The organism is Nostoc sp. GT001 (genome assembly GCF_030382115.1).
Classification (GTDB): Bacteria; Cyanobacteriota; Cyanobacteriia; order Cyanobacteriales; family Nostocaceae; genus Nostoc.
The window spans coordinates 4610166-4627670 of the sequence record NZ_JAUDRJ010000003.1 but is presented as its reverse complement, the minus strand read 5'-3'; the positions used below and the strand labels follow the sequence as shown (position 1 = coordinate 4627670).

The window sequence follows — 17505 nt, the reverse complement described above, 5'->3', positions numbered from 1 at the left end:
CTTAAACTCCTAACTCCTAACTCCTAACTCCTAACTAAAATGAAGATTGCGATCGCTCAAATTAATCCGACAATCGGTGATTTGCTTTTAAATGCCCAAAAAATCCTGGAGGCGGCACAACGAGCAGCATCTAGCGGTGCGCGTTTGTTGTTGACACCAGAACTTTCTTTGTGCGGCTATCCACCAAGAGATTTATTACTAAATCCTAGCTTTGTGGAAGCGATGGGCATCACTTTACAAAACTTGGCTCAGGATTTACCACCAAATTTAGCTGTGTTAGTAGGAACTGTTGAACCGAATATCCAAGCACATATTAGTGGTGGTAAAAGTTTATTTAACAGCATAGCTTTGTTAGAAAATGGCAAGGTTAAGCAAGTTTTTCACAAGCGACTTTTGCCTACTTACGATGTCTTTGATGAACGTCGCTATTTTGAAGAAGGCTTGCAAGCTAATTATTTCACTCTCGATGATATCCATATTGGCGTAACTATTTGCGAAGATTTATGGAACGATGAGGAATTTTGGGGCAAACGTAGTTATACAGTGAATCCGATTGCTGACTTAGCAATTTTGGGTGTAGATTTGATTGTAAATTTGTCTGCTTCCCCCTACACGGCTGGCAAGCAGCAGTTCCGCGAAACTATGCTCAAGCATAGTGCAGTACGTTTTCAACAACCGTTTATTTATGCTAATCAGGTTGGGGGAAATGACGATCTAGTTTTTGATGGGCGGAGTTTTGCCTTAAATCGTCAAGGTGAAATTATGTGTCGCGCTCGTGGTTTTGACACTGATTTATTAGTAGTAGAATTTGATGAAACACAGCGTGATTTGCAGTTGGGTTCTGTAGCACCTGTGTATGAATCGGAAGATGAAGAAATTTGGCAAGCGTTAGTTTTGGGAGTACGAGATTACGCCCGCAAGTGTCGTTTTTCTAAAGTAGTGTTGGGTTTAAGTGGCGGGATTGACTCGGCAATAGTAGCTGCGATCGCAACTGCTGCACTTGGTAAAGAAAATGTCCTCGGTGTCCTCATGCCCTCCCCCTATAGTTCAGAGCATTCCATTAGTGATGCTGTGGCGTTAGCCGAAAATTTGGGGATTAAGACTAATCTTTTACCAATTGGCGAGTTAATGCAAGGCTTCGATCAAACATTAGGTGATTTGTTTGCGGGTACTGAGTTTGGACTGGCTGAAGAGAATATCCAATCTCGGATTCGCGGTAATTTATTAATGGCGATCGCTAATAAATTTGGCTATCTGCTTTTATCTACTGGTAACAAGTCAGAAATGGCAGTTGGTTACTGTACTCTCTACGGCGATATGAATGGCGGGTTAGCAGTGATTGCAGATGTTCCTAAAACCCGTGTGTATTCACTTTGCCATTGGTTAAATCGCACTAATGAAATCATCCCGCAAAACGTCTTGACTAAAGCACCCAGCGCCGAACTCAAACCAGGACAAGTGGATCAAGACTCTCTACCGCCTTACGAAATTTTGGACGATATTTTGCAACGCCTGATTCACAACCACCAATCAGCAGCGCAAATTGTTGCAGCCGGTCACGATTCGGTAATTGTAGATAGAGTAATCCAAATGGTGGCACGGGCTGAATTTAAACGGCGACAAGCACCCCCCGGATTGAAAATCACCGATCGCGCCTTCGGAACTGGTTGGCGAATGCCAATTGCTAGTAACTGGGTTGGTGTCAAAAAGGCTTACCCGGCTAAAACTAAAGCTACGCTAACCTTAGTTTGTTGTGATGGACAAGATGCTCATCCGCAAATCAAGTAATTAGCACTGTTTTGCCACTCTTGGAAAACAATAATCTCAGCAAGATTCTGAAACTTTGATTCAATCAAGCTTTGAGCCTTTGTTTTCTAACAGTAACTAAAATTTATAACCACAAACTTAAAACTAAAGCTCCGAAAGGCTTTCAGCGATAGGCTTCTCCCAAACTGACAAAACAGGGTTATAACGGATGGCTTTTTAAAGGGGGTTAGGGGGGATCGAGGTTTCAGATTTTCAATGCGTAAGTCCTGGTTTATTAAAAACTTCTAAAATCTGTCTGCAAATCTGTTTGAGCTTATCCTCGATTTCATCAGAAGGCGAAGATGCGCCGACAACACTCCAGTTTTCTACCGTAGAAAGTCGCCACGCTTCGCCGCGATGATCGAATCCAGCCACCTCGACACCGATCGCACGGCGGGAATTATTGATGGGATCTTGATAAAATCGGATTTGAATTAAAATACTACGACTTCGCCAAGATTTGCTAATACCAGGAAAGTGAAAGCCAATATCTATAGAATCTGGATCGACTAATTCCCTAGTTTCCGGGTCATTTTTCCAGGGTTTTAGATCAGATTTGGCATCAGGAAACTCGAATTTGAACAAATTAACTACCGTGGCAATGTTGCTGGCGAGTTCAAGGTTCGTTGCCTGTTCAGCTGCGTTCACTAAAAAACACTCCTATATCGCATCGGCATCTTCGGGGATGTGAAGACAGAAAAACCGCCAGAAGGCTTATACGGACTGGTGTTTCAGCTTATCAAGACCTTGGAGATTTAGCAACTCTAAATCATACTTCCCTAACAATTTTCGCTACTAACAGAAGCCAAAAATCGCTTCTTGTTGGGACTGCCTAACACCTATTAAGTAATTGTACTTAAAAATTCCTCAAAAGCAGACGGAACTCTGCTCTTTGGAGAAAATATCAAGATTTTCTGCAAAATCCTTGGCTGACAAGAACGATTGACTGCGCTAGCGATCTAAAATGACACTGTGAATTGGTAAACCAAAAGCAATTAAGTTCAATATATGGTGCGTCAACGCTCGATTTTTTCATTTTTCCTAGTACTATTGGCCACATTCCTGATTAGTTGTGGCGGCCCTGGTGTTGCGGTGGCACCTCCGACTTACACAGCAGTACAACTTGAAAAAATTCAGGCTTATGTTCCTGAAATTCAGGCTGTACGCGATCGCTCAGAAGAATTGACAACTCTGATTAAAAAAGGTGATTGGATCAATGTGCGTAACTTTATACATGGCCCGATAACAGAAGCAAAGCTGAATCTGACTTATGTCACTCCCAACCTTCTACCCAAAGACCAACCCACAGCACGTCAAATAACGCGAGATTTTTTTAAAGACCTGGTTAAACTCGATAAAGCTACTAGTGCTGGCAATCCTTTAGTTGCCTTGAACCAATCCCAGGCTGCTTTCGCAGACATTGACAAATTCCTCGACCTGCTTCCGAAAACAGAAAAGAGTTAGGAGTTAAGAGTTAAGAGTTAGGAGTTAGGAGTTAAGAATTTTTAACTTCTCACTTCTAACTTCTAACTCCTCACTAAAGCAAAAGTCATGAATGTAGTTATTATCGGTTGTGGTGTAGTAGGAGCTGCGATCGCTTACGAACTGAGTCTAGTAAAAGGGCTGAAAATCACAGTTTGCGATCGCCAACCACCAGCACAAGCTTCCACGGGCGCTGCACTTGGCGTTTTGATGGGCGTAATCAGCCAAAAAATCAAGGGCAAAGCTTGGCAGATGCGACAAACTAGCATCCAACGCTATGAAACTTTGATTCCTGAACTAGAAGCTTTAACAGGTCGCAAAATCCCTTTTAATCGTCAGGGAATTCTCATGCTTTTGTCTGATTCTTCCCTAGAGGGAATGTCAGCATGGGAAAAACTAGTAGAAATTCGCCACTCTCAAGGGTGGGATTTAAAAATTTGGGATACTGCTAAACTCCAGAATATCTGTCCTCAAGTTGACCAAGAAAAAATTACTAACGCTATCTATTCTCCCCAAGATCGCCAGATCGATCCAACTGCCCTCACGTTAGCTTTAGTTGAGGCTGCCCAACAAAATGGTGTAACTTTCAAATTTGGCGTGACTGTTTTGGATGCCCCAACCTCAACACCTGAATTTTGCAATCAACTTGAGACTACAGAAGGAAAAATAACCGCAGATTGGTTTGTAATTGCAGCAGGATTAGGTTCAACACCGCTAACAGCAAAATTAAATCAGATAATTGATATCCGCCCCGTACTTGGGCAAGCGTTGCAAATGCGTGTGGGGCATCCATTAGGTAATCCCGATTTCCAGCCAGCGATAACGGGTAATGATGTCCATATTGTTCCTGTGGGCGGGGGAGATTATTGGATAGGCGCAACAGTGGAATTTCCTAGCAATGGCGATGAGATACCGCCAAATCAAGAACTGCTGGAATCTATTAGAGAACAAGCGATCGCATTTTGTCCAGAATTAGCCACAGCAAGCATTCTTCGCACTTGGTCAGGGTTACGTCCCCGCCCTGAAGGACGCCCAGCCCCAGTTATTGGTAAGTTGCCAGGGTTTAGTAACATCCTCCTAGCTACCGGACACTATCGCAACGGCGTTTTACTAGCACCCGCTACAGCTTATGCGATTCGTGAGATGATTATTTCTCAGGGAATGGGAAGTGGGGAATCGGGAAGAAGCAAGGGAGCAGGGGGCAGGGGGCAAGGGGGAGAATAAAAAATTAAAATACCTCTCTTTCCCCTCTGCTCCCTGCTCCCTGCCCCTCTGCCTCTTCCCAATGCCCAATATAGGAAAATAGCGTGTCAATAACAGAACATAAAATTAATGTAGATTCACTGGAATGGTTTTATCGGGAATCTTTACCAATCGGCAGAAGTGACTTAGCGCCTGTGTTGTTGCTACACGGCTTAGTTTCACAAAGTTATAGTTGGCGTCATATTATACCTGCTTTGGCGAATCAGGGGACAAGAGCGATCGCTCCCGATTGGATTGGTTACGGCTTTTCTGCTAAACCAGAAAAACGAGATTTTGCTTACACTCCCGATGCTTTTATCACAGCTTTAGAAGGATTTATTAAAGCGCTAGAACTTGAACATTTTTCTCTAGTTGTCCAAGGTTTTTTAGGTTCTGTAGGACTACAATATGCCTTGCGTCATCCAGAACAAATTGCTAATTTAGCTATCTTAAATACACCAATTTCAACTGCTGCTAAATTACCTTGGAAAATTAAACAAATGGGTTTACCTTTAGCAGGTGAAGTCATGACCCAAGACCCCTTATTAGTCGATCGGACACTAGAAGGCGGAAGCCGTTATCGCATAGAAGATAAGGATTTAGATGTTTATCGAAAACCATTTTTGAAAAGTTCTTCGTCTGGTCGAAGTCTCTTAGCAAGTATTCGCAATTTACAGCTTGATTCAGCTATGACAGAAATACAAACTGGCTTTAAAGAATGGCAACAACCAATTCTGATTCAATGGGGTATGATTGACCCTTGGCTACCTCTAGACATTGCCGAAACCTTTACCAATTCCGTACCAAATACTGAATTAATAAAACTTAATAACGTCGGACATTATCCTCAAGAACACTACCACGAGGCGATTTTGGAAGACCTTTTACCCTTTGTGCGTCGTAAAGATGCTCATTGAGAATATAGCTCTGGCAAAAATCGATATTATAAAAATGAATGTCAGGATTCAGGGTCAGAATCAATTAGTAGAGGGCGCAAAATCGTCACTGTAGTCCACTAAATGGAAGATTGAGTGGCAGAATTAAAATGTTGTTTCTTGTTAAAACTCATCCTTTAACGGGTGGAATATTCTGAATTCAGAATTCTGGCTCCTGACTACTTTTTATTACCATTACAAGTAAAGGAGATTATGATTCATGGCTTATTCATGGTTTAAAGCTTTTCATATTGTCGGATTTGTAGTTTGGTTCGCTGGTTTGTTCTACTTAGTACGTCTTTTTATCTATCACGTTGAAGCGAACGTTGAACCTGAACCAGCACAAACAATACTGAAAAATCAGTATCAAATTATGGAAAAGCGCCTTTACTATATCATCACTAACCCAGGAATGTATGTGACGATCGCAATGGCCATCGGTTTAGTAAGCACTGAACCAGATATTTTAAAAGAGGGATGGTTGCATATCAAACTGCTGTTTGTGGCTATTTTAATTGGCTATCATCATTACTGCGCTCGGCTGATGAAGAAATTAGCAGTAGATGAATGTCGCTGGAGTGGTCAGCAATTACGTGCTCTAAATGAAGCGCCTACAGTTATGTTAGTAGCGATCGTGTTGCTGGCTGTGTTTAAAAATAATCTACCTACAGATATAGCTGCTTGGGCTATTTTCGCCATGATTATTTTGATGGCAGTCACTATTCAACTTTACGCCAAAAAACGCAGGCAAGATAAAGAGAAATTGACGGCACAAATAGGGCAACCACAAGAACAAAGTTAGACAAAGTAAGGTAGCACAACTGTGCTACCTTACTAAACCTAGCATCACAACAATAAATGCTACCAATTAACCATTACCTCATCCTGGAAACTTTTACAGTAAATCATCCCCAGGAATTACGGTAGTGTAGAAAACATATTTGCGATTAGCGACATAACGTCGGTCTTGTTTAATAATTGCCATAAACTCTCTATGTCCCTCACGGCTACGTCCCACTAAACAACCTGCACTAGCAAGACGAATATCATTCTGGGGAAAATCAAAGCCGTAATGTTGATTCACATAAAAATTATCACCTGTATCAAGTTTGTCACCAGTCCGTTTAAAATCTTTATTGAAATCTCTACAAACAGTTATATCTCCAACTTGCACTAACGCTTCGTGAGGCTCGGCTGTGCCATGAGTACCAACAGCCCAAGCTTTGTATTGTCCAAACTGAATCCTCGCTGCTCCTTTGGAATTCATGGGTTTATAAGTGTAGTACTTCCCTGGTTCTGTAGTAGCTTCCCAGTGATCTACGATTTTGGGAACACCATTTACTACTTCAATGACAATCCGCCGATCGTTAAATTGATTGGGTGTATCACTGTTGAGAGTCCAGTCTCCATTGATACCCTCTACATAAACAATGTTATATTCTTTGGGATTGGTAAATACCTGATAACCTTTGGCTAGCATATATTTCACAATCTTACTAGCGATGTCATTGCCTAGTTTTAAGGGGGGTTTAGGAAGATCGTCTATTTTGGTTTCAATTAGTTTCTTGGCTGTGACTGCTCCTAAAAAGCCACTCTCTTCAGTCTTTATTAATTCTTGAAACTTTTTGAGAGATATCACAGAAACAGGGCCAAATTTCCCATCGGCTGGGGGTTCTAGCAAACCTAAGCCAATTAACAATATCTGAATCTGACGAGCCAAGTCTGCGTCATCAGCGATCGCCTCAAATCCCCATTTCTCATCTTTTCCCAAGAAATCTTGTAGTTTCATTATGCACCTGCTTTCATTTATTGAGTTCTAAGTATAAACATCATTTTAAAAATTGATGTCGTCTAAAACTATACTCTAAGCTGAAATATGATGTCATCTGGAGTCTGCCATGTCTACGATGACGCACATTGCCTCAATGCAATACTTCATACAGGCTACATTATTAATTAGCTCAATTGGGTTCTATATCGAAGCTCTGGCGATCGCACAACAACGGTTGGGGGCAAATCATCCCAATACAATAACCATTCGTAAGAATCTGGAAGACTTGCAGCGGAATCGTCACCCTTGATTCAGGAGAATAGTTGCTTTTGTCTCCCGTTGGTTTCAGTAATTTAGGTAATCTGCACCGACTGCATTACCCGCCTGGGATTCAAATCCTAGTCTAATAAGTAGGCAACATAATTAATTACACAATATCATTGCAAATACAGTGAAGCAAAATAATGCGATCGCAACGCCTAGAACTACTTCTCTAAGATATGCTTTGGGAATGGTGCGATCGTAATAACTGTAAATTTTTTTTGTTTATCTGCTAAATGAGTATTTGAACTCCGTTAACGAGGCTTTTAGCTCCATTAATGAGTATTTTATGTTGCTGTTAACTTCATGTTTAATTACCTCGATTGATTGTGTAAGTTAATCAAATGAATTTACTTTAAGGCGGGCAAGATGCCCACCCCACAAAATTGGATAAGGCTTACCAGTTACCTACAGATTGAGCAGTAGCACCGAGCATTGATGGATCAATTGAAATGCCTAACCCTTCAGCTACACGACGACCATAAGAAACATCTGCCCGGAAGAAGTGGCAAAGTTGGCGCATTTGGATATCTTCTCTAGCTTGAGACAGACTACCGACAATATTTTTAGCAAGACGCTCTTGCTGTTCAGGAGTTAGTAACCGATAGAGATCACCTGCTTGGGTATAATCGTCGTTTCCTTCACGATGATTGTAACGATCGACTGTGACATCACCCAAATGGTTAGGTGGCTCTGCATAAGCTGGATTTTCTTTGGGCGTACCCTCAGCACTATTCGGTTCATAGTTAGGAACGCTACCGTAGTTGTTCCCCGGTGCCATAAAGCCATCTCGCTGATAATGCATCACTGGACATTTGGGCTGGTTAACGGGTAGTTGCTGATAGTTACCACCCAAGCGATAGCGTTGAGCATCTGGGTAAGAAAAAATTCGAGCTTGCAGCATTTTGTCTGGAGAGAAGCTAACGCCCGGAACCACTGCACTAGGGCTAAAAGCGGCTTGCTCTACTTCGGCGAAATAATTCTCTGGGTTACGATTTAACTCTAATATCCCGACTTCAATTAAAGGATATTCTGAGTGCTTCCAAACTTTGGTTAAGTCAAAAGGATTGTCAGGATGTTTTTGGGCTTGCTCCTCGGTCATCACCTGAATACACATCCGCCATTTGGGATAATCTTTGTTAGCGATCGCTTCAAACAAATCATGAGTAGCATGATCGGGATCTTCGCCCTTAATCTTAGCTGATTCTTCCTCAGTTAAGGTTTGATGCCCTTGCAGCGTCTTAAAGTGAAATTTACACCAAACGCGATCGCCTTCAGCATTAATTAAACTGAAGGTGTGGCTACCAAAACCGTCCATGTGTCGATGGGTTTTGGGAATTCCCCGATCTGAAAAGAGGATCGTCACCTGGTGAAGCGATTCTGGACTGAGTGACCAAAAATCCCATTTTGCATTCTGGTCTTTGCAATTGGTTTGGGGATTGCGCTTTTGGGTATGGATAAAATCAGGAAACTTGAGGGGGTCGCGGATGAAGAAAATAGGGGTATTGTTACCTACAAGATCCCAGTTACCCTCCTCAGTATAAAACTTGAGGGAAAAACCTCTAGGGTCGCGCTCGGCATCTGCTGAACCCTTTTCTCCGCCAACTGTCGAAAAGCGCAAGAGAACTTCCGTTTTCTTGCCAATTTCAGAAAAAAGTTTGGCTTTACTGTAGCGGGTAATGTCATTGGTAATAGTCAAAGTACCATGAGCAGCCGCACCTTTAGCGTGAACAACTCTTTCAGGAATACGTTCTCTGTTGAAATGAGCCAGCTTTTCTATGAGGTGGAAATCCTGCATTAATACAGGGCCACGCGCTCCAGCAGTGAGTGAGTTCTGATTATCGCTAACTGGAATACCGTCAGCAGTTGTCAAGTTTTGGGGTTCAGTCATGGGTTAAGAAGCTCTCCATGTAAGTTAACTCAGATTGCCCACAGTACATTTTAGTCAGTAGATGGATACCTACTGATAGAACAATCTAATTCATAGTCATAACGAGTTTATATAAAAATCATACTCGATATGATTATGAATTACCATAAATTTTTTTGTATTTTGGTAAGATGCAGAGGCGATATATCTTTTCTATACTGCCTTTCAGGTATTTAAATGTTTGAGAATCAACGAGCAAACATCTGTCGCCTCAATTTGATGTTCATCAACTAGGTGAGTTTGATGAGTGATAAATAGAGGCCCTTCATCTGGAGAAGTGGTGATATTACCGTGAGAGCCACGCACCAGGGAAGCATCCAAAGGAATTACATCCATTAAGTAGCGAAAACCTAGTTGTTTCTTAAGTAACTTGAGAGCAATTTTTCCTTGAGGAAATTTTATTTGCGGATCGAGGAAAAGCTCTACAGGATCGTAACCAGGTTTGCGGTGGATATCTACAGTTCTAGCAAAATCAGGCGCTTTTGCATCATCGAGCCAATAATAATAGGTAAACCAAGCGTCAGATTGTGCGATCGCTACCAACTCACCCGATCTAGGATGATCGAGATGGTAGGCTTGTTTACCCTCTTCATCCAATACTTGCGCTACGCCTTCAGTCGCTTCTAAAAGCGATCGCACTTTCGGGATATACGCCGGATCATTCACATATACATGAGCAATTTGATGATCGGCAACAGCAAAGGCAATGCTAGCACCAAAATCGAGTAGTTCTCGCCCCAATTCCTCCCGCACAGCAATTAAACCATTTTCCCGTAATACGCGGTTTAAATCCACAGCTTTAGAAACTGGCGTAATGCCATACTCAGAAAGAATAATTACCTGAGTATTGCGTGCTTCAAAATATTTAATTAAATCCCCACAAACAGCATCAATTTCTCGTAAATCTGCTTGAATCTCTGTTTGATTGTTACCAAATTTTTGCAGACAGTAATCTAAATGTGGTAGATAAACTAGTGATAATGTCGGGCTGTAACGTTCCTCAATCCATTTTGCGGAATTGGCAATCCATTGACTAGAACTAATGGAAGTTTTAGGCCCCCAGAAATCGAACAGAGGGAAGTTTCCTAAATCAGATTGAATTTGCGATCGCACATCACTAGGATGTGTATAAATATCAGGTAATTTTCTCCCATCTGCGGGATACATTGGGCGCGGCGTAATCGCATAATCTGCTGTCGAGTACATATTGTACCACCAAAAAAGGTTGGCACAAGTGAAATTTGGATCGATTGATTTAGCTATTTCCCAAATTTTAGGAGCTTGTACTAGCTTATTAGATTGCCGCCAAAACTTCACTTCACACTCATCGCGGAAGTACCAACCATTAGCGACAATACCATGTTCATTAGGCAACTTTCCTGTTAAATAAGTAGCCTGAACAGAACAAGTCACAGCAGGTAACACTTTTTTGATGGGAACCACTTGCCCTTTATCAGCCCAAGAAGATAAAAACGGCGTATTTTCTCCTAGTAAACTGGGCGTTAATCCCACGACATTTAGAACAACTGTTTTCCGCATAGACTTAATCCTCTCTTATACCAATTTGAAAAAATAACTAGAAATGCATCATAATGCATCTCTACAGATTTAAACTCAAAAATCTAGTTCCAATCTTAATTAATTACGAATTACGAATTACGAATTACGAATTCTTTTAATACCCACTCATACTCACGCTGAATAGAAGTCGCTAAATCTATCTTCATTTCTAATGGCAATACATCCCAAGTATAAGTTTCTATTTCTAAATGTGAGCAAGCATTATTTGTCTGAAGTAAGTTTAAAACAGTCGCAATATCATCTTGCGTAGACTGCAAAATTTGATAATCATGAATAAAAATTGGGACGTGAAAATGAGTGCGCCATTCTTCAGCTAGAGATTGTTCTAAATGTGGTAATGCAGCTATTAAGTCAGGATAGTGATGGAGTGTACCATCAGTGCGACGTTCTATTACTTGGTGAAGATAAGTAGATTCTGCAAAGGGGCGTAAGCGTTCAACTATTAAGCTACGCTTTTCAACATCAGCAGGTATTTTTACTTGAATTGCTGCACTGATTTGAATTTTGCCAATCTTAATTCCTGCCGATTGCAAACGTGCAAATACAGATTCCGGTTCCTCATATTCAACTGAAAAATGGCATGTGTCATAGCAAACCCGAACGTGTTCTAGTAATTTAGTTTCTGCTAAATGTTGCTCAATATTTAAGTTTTCTGATAAATAATTACCGCCAATGGGCAATAAGCAATTTTGATAAAAATCAATTACTTCTGAGGTATTTTCAATTAATCCATCAGGCTCAGGTTCTAAATCAAGATGTAGTATCTTACCTGTTGTTTCGTGGATGCGAATCATTTCTGCAACAACTGATGCTATGTTCAAACAACTCTTTTTCAGAACCGTTTCAAAAGTTGTTTGGTCTTTTACCCACCAAGGCTTATAGGATAATGGTAGTGTAGAAATTCCACCATCAAGTCCTTGGGGTAATAGACTAGCTAAAATATGTGCCAAGTTTAATGTATAATTAACCCGTTCTTGTGTAGACCAATCTGGTGCATAAACTTGATCTTTTACCACCTGTCGATGAAATCCGCCATACGGGAATCCGTTTAAGGTGAAAACATATAAATCTTGTTGAGTCAGCCAAGCTTGAAATTGAGCTAAATTATTACTTTCTAAAAGTTGTTTTGCAGCTACATCTGATAACCTTAAGCCAATACCAAAAGGTTCTGTAGGTGATAAACGTGACTTGAGTTCGGGAATATAGTTTTCTAAATTGGCGAAAACCTCTAGCCAACTTTCACCAGGATGAATATTGCTGCAATAAGTTAAGTGAAAATTATTGTTTTTTGTAATTTTCATTTTCTCGCTTTATCCCTTGTATATGTAATCTGTTTTCTTTGACTTAAACTATTTCACAAAATACTTGCCATATATTCATGGATAAGGTCGCAGATTTATCATTGGTGTCAACTTAAGCCAAAAATAGCGTACTGATTAGGTGTTGTTCACCCGCCAGGGAATATAATAAGAGACTAATTGCTCAAGTCTACTCAAGTAGACTAAAAATTTTCGCGCTCTTTAGTCCTCTTCAGAGGACTTTAGCTATGAGACAGGGATTTACAATCCCTGGCGGACGTGAGGTTTCGCGTTAAGTTGACACCAATGCACATTTATACGCCCCTACAGCCGATTAATGGTATTACTGGGTGTGTACATTAAACTTCAAGTAACAGCAAATACTTTTGCTAACTTCATTGAAATTGGTAGCAAGATTAGAACTAATAAACCGTAATACAACCCAGCAAAACCAGATGCAACGGTTGCATCTAAAACTATTAGAGATAAAACGCCTATTTTCACGGCATTGCGGATGTTTTCGGCTATCGGTTCCCGCGCAGCTTTGATAAAGTTAGGTAAGATTCTGATAGCTAATAAAATAGCAAACGGTAGTGCTGCGATCGCAGTGTACCCTTCTAATAATCCTAAAGCTAAAACTGCCGTCAAAACTATTGCAATTAGCAGTAATGCGAGTACTCCTGTAATCTTCTTACCTCCATGAACTTCACCCTGACTAATTGCGGTGATCGCAGCAATGTAAAGAACAGGAATTAGCGCTAAATACCAACGTTCCCAAACTATTGCAGGTACTGCACTTACACCTAATAATAAGTTACTGCCACGACACAAACCCATATTTAAAGGACCAAAAAAAGGATGATGTTTGGCAAGTGAATCATATAAAAGGGATGAAAGAGCAATAAATATAGCGATCGCAGTACTCAACCAGGATACTTGAAAAGCAGCTATAATCCCGATGGCAAATAGTGTACTCCCCAATAAAGTAGCATTTTGACGAGATACGCGTCCACTAGGAATTGCTCTATTTGGTCGCTCTTTTGCATCTAAGTCTGCATCGAAAACATCATTAAAAACTATACCGCCGCCATATAAGCCAGTGGTAGCCAATAACAACCAAGCTAATGGAATTAGTATGGAAAAACTTGCTTCTCCATTCATTAATTGAACAAAAATAATCCCAGAACCAGAAGCAGCAAAACCTAGAAGAATATCCGCCCAAGCAGTAACAATATTAGCAGGACGCATCAATTCCAGATAACCCCGCCAGCTTTGAAAGTTTAAGCTTGCAACATTCACTTATCTGCCTCCGTGCCTATTAATTTCTCAAAACAAACCCGCATATTACAGATGAATAACCGAGAGACTCCATGAGTTACATTGACAACGCAAAGATGAAAATCTATCTTGCAATGCCCAATCCCCAATTCCCAATGCCCCCTTATAATTTTCTACTCAATCAACACAAAATCTGAAACTGATTTGATTCCTGGTTCTTGTCCCCGTAGCACAGAATTACCACTGAACAACTGACGCTGATCAACAGATTGGGGATTGAGCCAGTCTGAAGCTTTCATCTGCCCAGTTTGACTGTAAGCAGCAAGGGCATTTTCATAACAAACTGCTCGTACATGTTCTTCAGGAATGCCCCGATCTAACATCAACTGAGCCGTTTTCGGGACTGCCAAAGGATCGCTGATACCCCAATCAGCACTACTATCTACAATGATGCGACGAACGTTATCACGTCCCGCTACGCTATCGCATCCATACTTACGGACAACTTCTACCATCCTGGCGTTACCCATCTTCGTCTGTGGGTAAATCGTGAAAGCTGCCCAAAAACCTCGTCCTAATACTTCTTCAACGGTTTCTTCGTTATTGTGATCGATAACTACTTGTGAAGGATCTAAACCATATTCAATACAGCGATCCATACTCTTACTAGCACCTTCCTTTTTATTGCGGTGAGGAGTATGAATTAGTACTAACATATCGAGTTCTTTAGCTAATGCCAACTGTTGACAAAAGTACTTATCTTCTGCTTCTGTCATATCGTCATAGCCAATTTCACCAATGGCAACAACACCTTCTTTACAGGCATAAAGTGGTAGCAGTTCCATAACTTCAGCTGCTAGCGCTTCATTGTTAGCTTCTTTGGGATTTAGGCCGATTGTGCAGTAGTGTTGGATGCCAAACTGACTAGCACGAAACCGTTCCCAACCCACAAGACTACTGAAATAGTCTTTAAAGGAGCCAGCATTCGTTCGGGGTTGTCCTAACCAAAAGGCTGGTTCAATAACGGCGACAATTCCATATTCCCGCATTACTAAGTAATCGTAAGTAGTACGGGAACACATGTGAATGTGAGGATCGATAAACATCATGGTTTTAATGGTTGGGCATTGGGATTAGGGGAAAGGTGACAGGTGACAGGGAATAGGGAATAATCTGTAACCTATTCCCTTCTTCATTTGTGAACTGACAAGCGTTAGCATAGCTCGCACTTCGACAAAGCTCAGTGACCACCGCAGGAATCGCGGCTAAAACTGCTCCAAGTCAGATTACCTTGTTGAATGGATGACTGTAAATCTGGGTAATGAGAAAGTAATGCTTGCGCTTGGGGTAAAGGAGACTCAGCACAAGCTAAGGCTGCTGCTTCTTGATCGTGTATATCCCCATTAGCCAATACTTTTTCCAAATCTGTGATGATGGCGCTATCCGCAAACCGCCCTACAGGTCGCCAAAGTTCTGGCGTAACTGAGCGTTTAGCTGCCCAACGTTCATGGGCATAGTCTGCCAACATCCTCGCCAATTCTGGGTTAGCACGCCGATCTAAACCCCAAATTAGATGCAACGGACTGCCGACAAACACAGCCTTCAGCACCATCTGATTCCAAGCAGCATTATCTAAGTAATTTGCTGGATAAGGGTTACGTAGTGCTATAGCTTGGAATACATTACTCATATTGCTGCGGATTCCCTCAGCAGTACGGTGGCGATGTAACTCTGGATGTGGTAAAAGCGGCAAACTTTGATAAAGGGCAACTAACTCCCCCATATCGGCAGTGGAGAAGACTCGATCGAGCGATCGCACATAGCCCTCAGCATCATCGTGGGGCAAAGCTAAAAGCAAGAGTGTCCGACCTGCTTGATCTACACTCCAATTACCAGGATACCAGCCGGGAATCAGATCCTCTGCTGCTTCCAAGTCTTGAAATGTTAGCTGCAAATCCTGTTTACCTAGATAACGCGGCACAGCACTAAAAGCCGTAAAAAACACTCGTTCAGCAGCGCCGCTAGCAATCTGTGCCTGCTTCTGTTCCAACCAAGTAAAAGCTTTCTCTGAAACAGACTTTAACAGCCAGTGATGCAGTAATTTGTTTACTTTACTCATGATAAATTCAGGATAAGTTGCCCAACTTCTTTGTGACAACCAAGTATAAAATATAGCATTAAACTTGATATTTTGGGTTTGAAGCAGTGAGATAATATCTTACTGGGATCGTAACTTCATTGAATCTATAAAAATCTCATGATTTTAAATAAGATACTGTAAAGATACCATTTTGATTAGATAAATCATAAAATTATCTTACGGAAAAAAATTAGAATTTTATGTAATAATGATCTCTATTACTAACCTCAGATATCAAACACAGACATTAATATAAATTGTAAATTCATGTTAATTTGAACTTTATCTGTTAGGCAAAGACACTTCAAAAGTATGATTAGTTTATTGAATAGATTTACCTAGTAATTCATTTCAAAATTAAATTAAATAATGGATTCGTTTTGTCTATACTGCTGTTAACTTTAATTGCAATATTGTATATATTTACAGGTACTTAGAAAGTAATAATATTCAAATGGCTATTCAACAAAAAAGCGCTCTTAATCTACAACCAATTAACCAATGTGTCCGTGTTACCTTCAATTATGATGTTCACTTCACTAGAGGTCTGTTTCAGTTAGATAATCCTTTACTTGCACAAGCGATCGCCGCAGATGGGGAGACAACCCCAAAACAAGTACTAGCGGTGGTAGATGCAGGATTTTTACAATATCAAGATGGGCTATTAAAAAAATTATCAGCTTATGCCCAATGTTATGAAGATATATTAACACTGAGTGGTGAACCGATAGTAGTTCCAGGTGGAGAAGCAGTCAAGAACGATTCTAGATTTATAGAGCAAATTCATCAGCGGATCAATGCAGCTGGATTGTGCCGTCACTCCTACGTTTTAGCAATTGGAGGTGGAGCCGTCCTAGACATGGCAGGATACGCAGCAACAACGGCTCACCGAGGAATTCGGCTCTTACGAGTACCAACAACAGTATTAGGGCAAAATGATTCGGGTGTAGGAGTCAAAAACGGAATCAATGCCTTTGGTAAGAAAAACTTTTTGGGTACATTCATGCCACCTTATGCTGTCTTGAATGACTTTGATTTTCTTACTAGCCTCGACGATCGAGATTGGCGATCGGGTATTGCAGAAGCGGTAAAAGTAGCGCTGATTAAAGATGCAGATTTCTTCGATTTCATTATGACTAATGCCGATAAATTGGCTAATCGAGACATGGACATAATGGAAAGGTTAATCTATCGTTGCTCTCAGTTGCACTTAGAGCATATTGCTGGTAGCGGCGATCCCTTTGAAATGGGTTCATCGCGTCCTTTGGATTTTGGACATTGGGCTGCTCACAAACTAGAGCATTTAACTAATTACAGCCTACGTCACGGTGAAGCTGTTGCGATCGGCATCGCTTTAGATACAACCTATTCATATTTAACAGGGCAACTCTTGCAATCAGAGTGGCAAAGGGTTCTAACTACACTCAAAAAATTAGGCTTTACTTTGTACGTATCGGCATTAACAGAGCAATTAGATCAACTAGACCATCCGCATTGTCTGTTTAGGGGGCTTACAGAATTCCGCGAACATTTGGGAGGAAAATTGACAATTACCCTTCTACAAGGAATCGGAGAGGGAATAGAAGTTAACCAGGCGGATTTGTCTTTGTATAGAGATGCTATTTTTATGCTGCAAGATTGGGAACTTTTGCATTAATTTTCCCTTGGATGCAATCAGCAGAAGCGATGTTTAGCAACAAGCCCAGAGGTGGAGAGTAAGA

General features: G+C 41.0%; 15 protein-coding genes. 7 read left to right on the top strand and 8 right to left on the bottom strand.

Annotated features, from left to right (window positions below):
• The first annotated feature begins 39 nt into the window (after positions 1-39).
• The gene (locus QUD05_RS22505; protein ID WP_289798021.1) at positions 40-1788 is read left to right on the top strand and encodes an NAD+ synthase; all 1749 of its coding nucleotides are present in this window, start codon (positions 40-42) and stop codon (positions 1786-1788) included.
• 231 nt (positions 1789-2019) lie between these two features.
• On the opposite strand, the gene QUD05_RS22500 is transcribed toward QUD05_RS22505, so the two are convergent.
• The gene (locus QUD05_RS22500) at positions 2020-2454 is read right to left on the bottom strand and encodes a Tery_1686 family protein (protein ID WP_289798019.1); all 435 of its coding nucleotides are present in this window, start codon (positions 2452-2454) and stop codon (positions 2020-2022) included.
• 360 nt (positions 2455-2814) lie between these two features.
• Here QUD05_RS22500 and psbQ point away from each other — a divergent pair, with 360 nt between their 5' ends.
• From psbQ to hemJ, 4 genes are all read left to right on the top strand, one after another.
• Positions 2815-3270, top strand: coding sequence for a photosystem II protein PsbQ (gene psbQ, locus QUD05_RS22495; RefSeq protein ID WP_289798018.1), 456 nt, complete (start codon positions 2815-2817; stop codon positions 3268-3270).
• A gap of 87 nt (positions 3271-3357) precedes the next feature.
• On the top strand, positions 3358-4512 hold the full coding sequence (locus QUD05_RS22490; protein WP_289798016.1) for an NAD(P)/FAD-dependent oxidoreductase: 1155 nt from the start codon (positions 3358-3360) through the stop codon (positions 4510-4512).
• Positions 4513-4595: 83 nt separating this feature from the next.
• The gene (locus QUD05_RS22485) at positions 4596-5447 is read left to right on the top strand and encodes an alpha/beta fold hydrolase (RefSeq protein ID WP_289798015.1); all 852 of its coding nucleotides are present in this window, start codon (positions 4596-4598) and stop codon (positions 5445-5447) included.
• A gap of 238 nt (positions 5448-5685) precedes the next feature.
• A complete protein-coding gene (gene hemJ / locus QUD05_RS22480) occupies positions 5686-6267 on the top strand; it encodes a protoporphyrinogen oxidase HemJ (protein ID WP_289798014.1) in 582 nt (193 codons plus the stop codon).
• Between the two features lie 93 nt (positions 6268-6360).
• On the opposite strand, the gene QUD05_RS22475 is transcribed toward hemJ, so the two are convergent.
• Complete coding sequence (locus QUD05_RS22475) at positions 6361-7254, bottom strand: peptidoglycan-binding protein (RefSeq protein WP_289798012.1); 894 nt, start codon at positions 7252-7254, stop codon at positions 6361-6363.
• A gap of 109 nt (positions 7255-7363) precedes the next feature.
• Between QUD05_RS22475 and QUD05_RS22470 the strand changes: the two genes are divergently transcribed.
• A complete protein-coding gene (locus QUD05_RS22470) occupies positions 7364-7546 on the top strand; it encodes a hypothetical protein (RefSeq protein ID WP_289798011.1) in 183 nt (60 codons plus the stop codon).
• A gap of 408 nt (positions 7547-7954) precedes the next feature.
• Here the strand turns inward: QUD05_RS22470 and QUD05_RS22465 are convergent, their stop codons facing one another.
• From QUD05_RS22465 to QUD05_RS22440, 6 genes are all read right to left on the bottom strand, one after another.
• Positions 7955-9448 (bottom strand): catalase, encoded by a 1494-nt coding sequence (locus tag QUD05_RS22465; RefSeq protein WP_289798010.1) that lies wholly within the window; start codon positions 9446-9448, stop codon positions 7955-7957.
• A 204-nt stretch (positions 9449-9652) separates the two neighbouring features.
• On the bottom strand, positions 9653-11026 hold the full coding sequence (locus QUD05_RS22460) for an alkaline phosphatase family protein (RefSeq protein WP_289798009.1): 1374 nt from the start codon (positions 11024-11026) through the stop codon (positions 9653-9655).
• 110 nt (positions 11027-11136) lie between these two features.
• Positions 11137-12369 (bottom strand): metabolite traffic protein EboE, encoded by a 1233-nt coding sequence (gene eboE / locus QUD05_RS22455; RefSeq protein WP_289798008.1) that lies wholly within the window; start codon positions 12367-12369, stop codon positions 11137-11139.
• A 363-nt stretch (positions 12370-12732) separates the two neighbouring features.
• Positions 12733-13665 carry a UbiA-like protein EboC gene (gene eboC, locus QUD05_RS22450; RefSeq protein WP_322638398.1) on the bottom strand — a complete coding sequence of 311 codons (933 nt, stop codon included), beginning with the start codon at positions 13663-13665 and terminating at the stop codon, positions 12733-12735.
• Positions 13666-13817: 152 nt separating this feature from the next.
• Positions 13818-14753, bottom strand: coding sequence for a TatD family hydrolase (locus QUD05_RS22445; RefSeq protein ID WP_289798007.1), 936 nt, complete (start codon positions 14751-14753; stop codon positions 13818-13820).
• A 131-nt stretch (positions 14754-14884) separates the two neighbouring features.
• Positions 14885-15763 carry an EboA family metabolite traffic protein gene (locus tag QUD05_RS22440; RefSeq protein ID WP_289798006.1) on the bottom strand — a complete coding sequence of 293 codons (879 nt, stop codon included), beginning with the start codon at positions 15761-15763 and terminating at the stop codon, positions 14885-14887.
• A gap of 475 nt (positions 15764-16238) precedes the next feature.
• On the opposite strand from QUD05_RS22440, the gene QUD05_RS22435 reads away from it, so the two are divergent.
• Positions 16239-17441: a 3-dehydroquinate synthase gene (locus tag QUD05_RS22435; protein ID WP_289798005.1), complete on the top strand. Its 1203-nt coding sequence runs from the start codon at positions 16239-16241 to the stop codon at positions 17439-17441.
• The last annotated feature ends 64 nt before the right edge of the window (positions 17442-17505 follow it).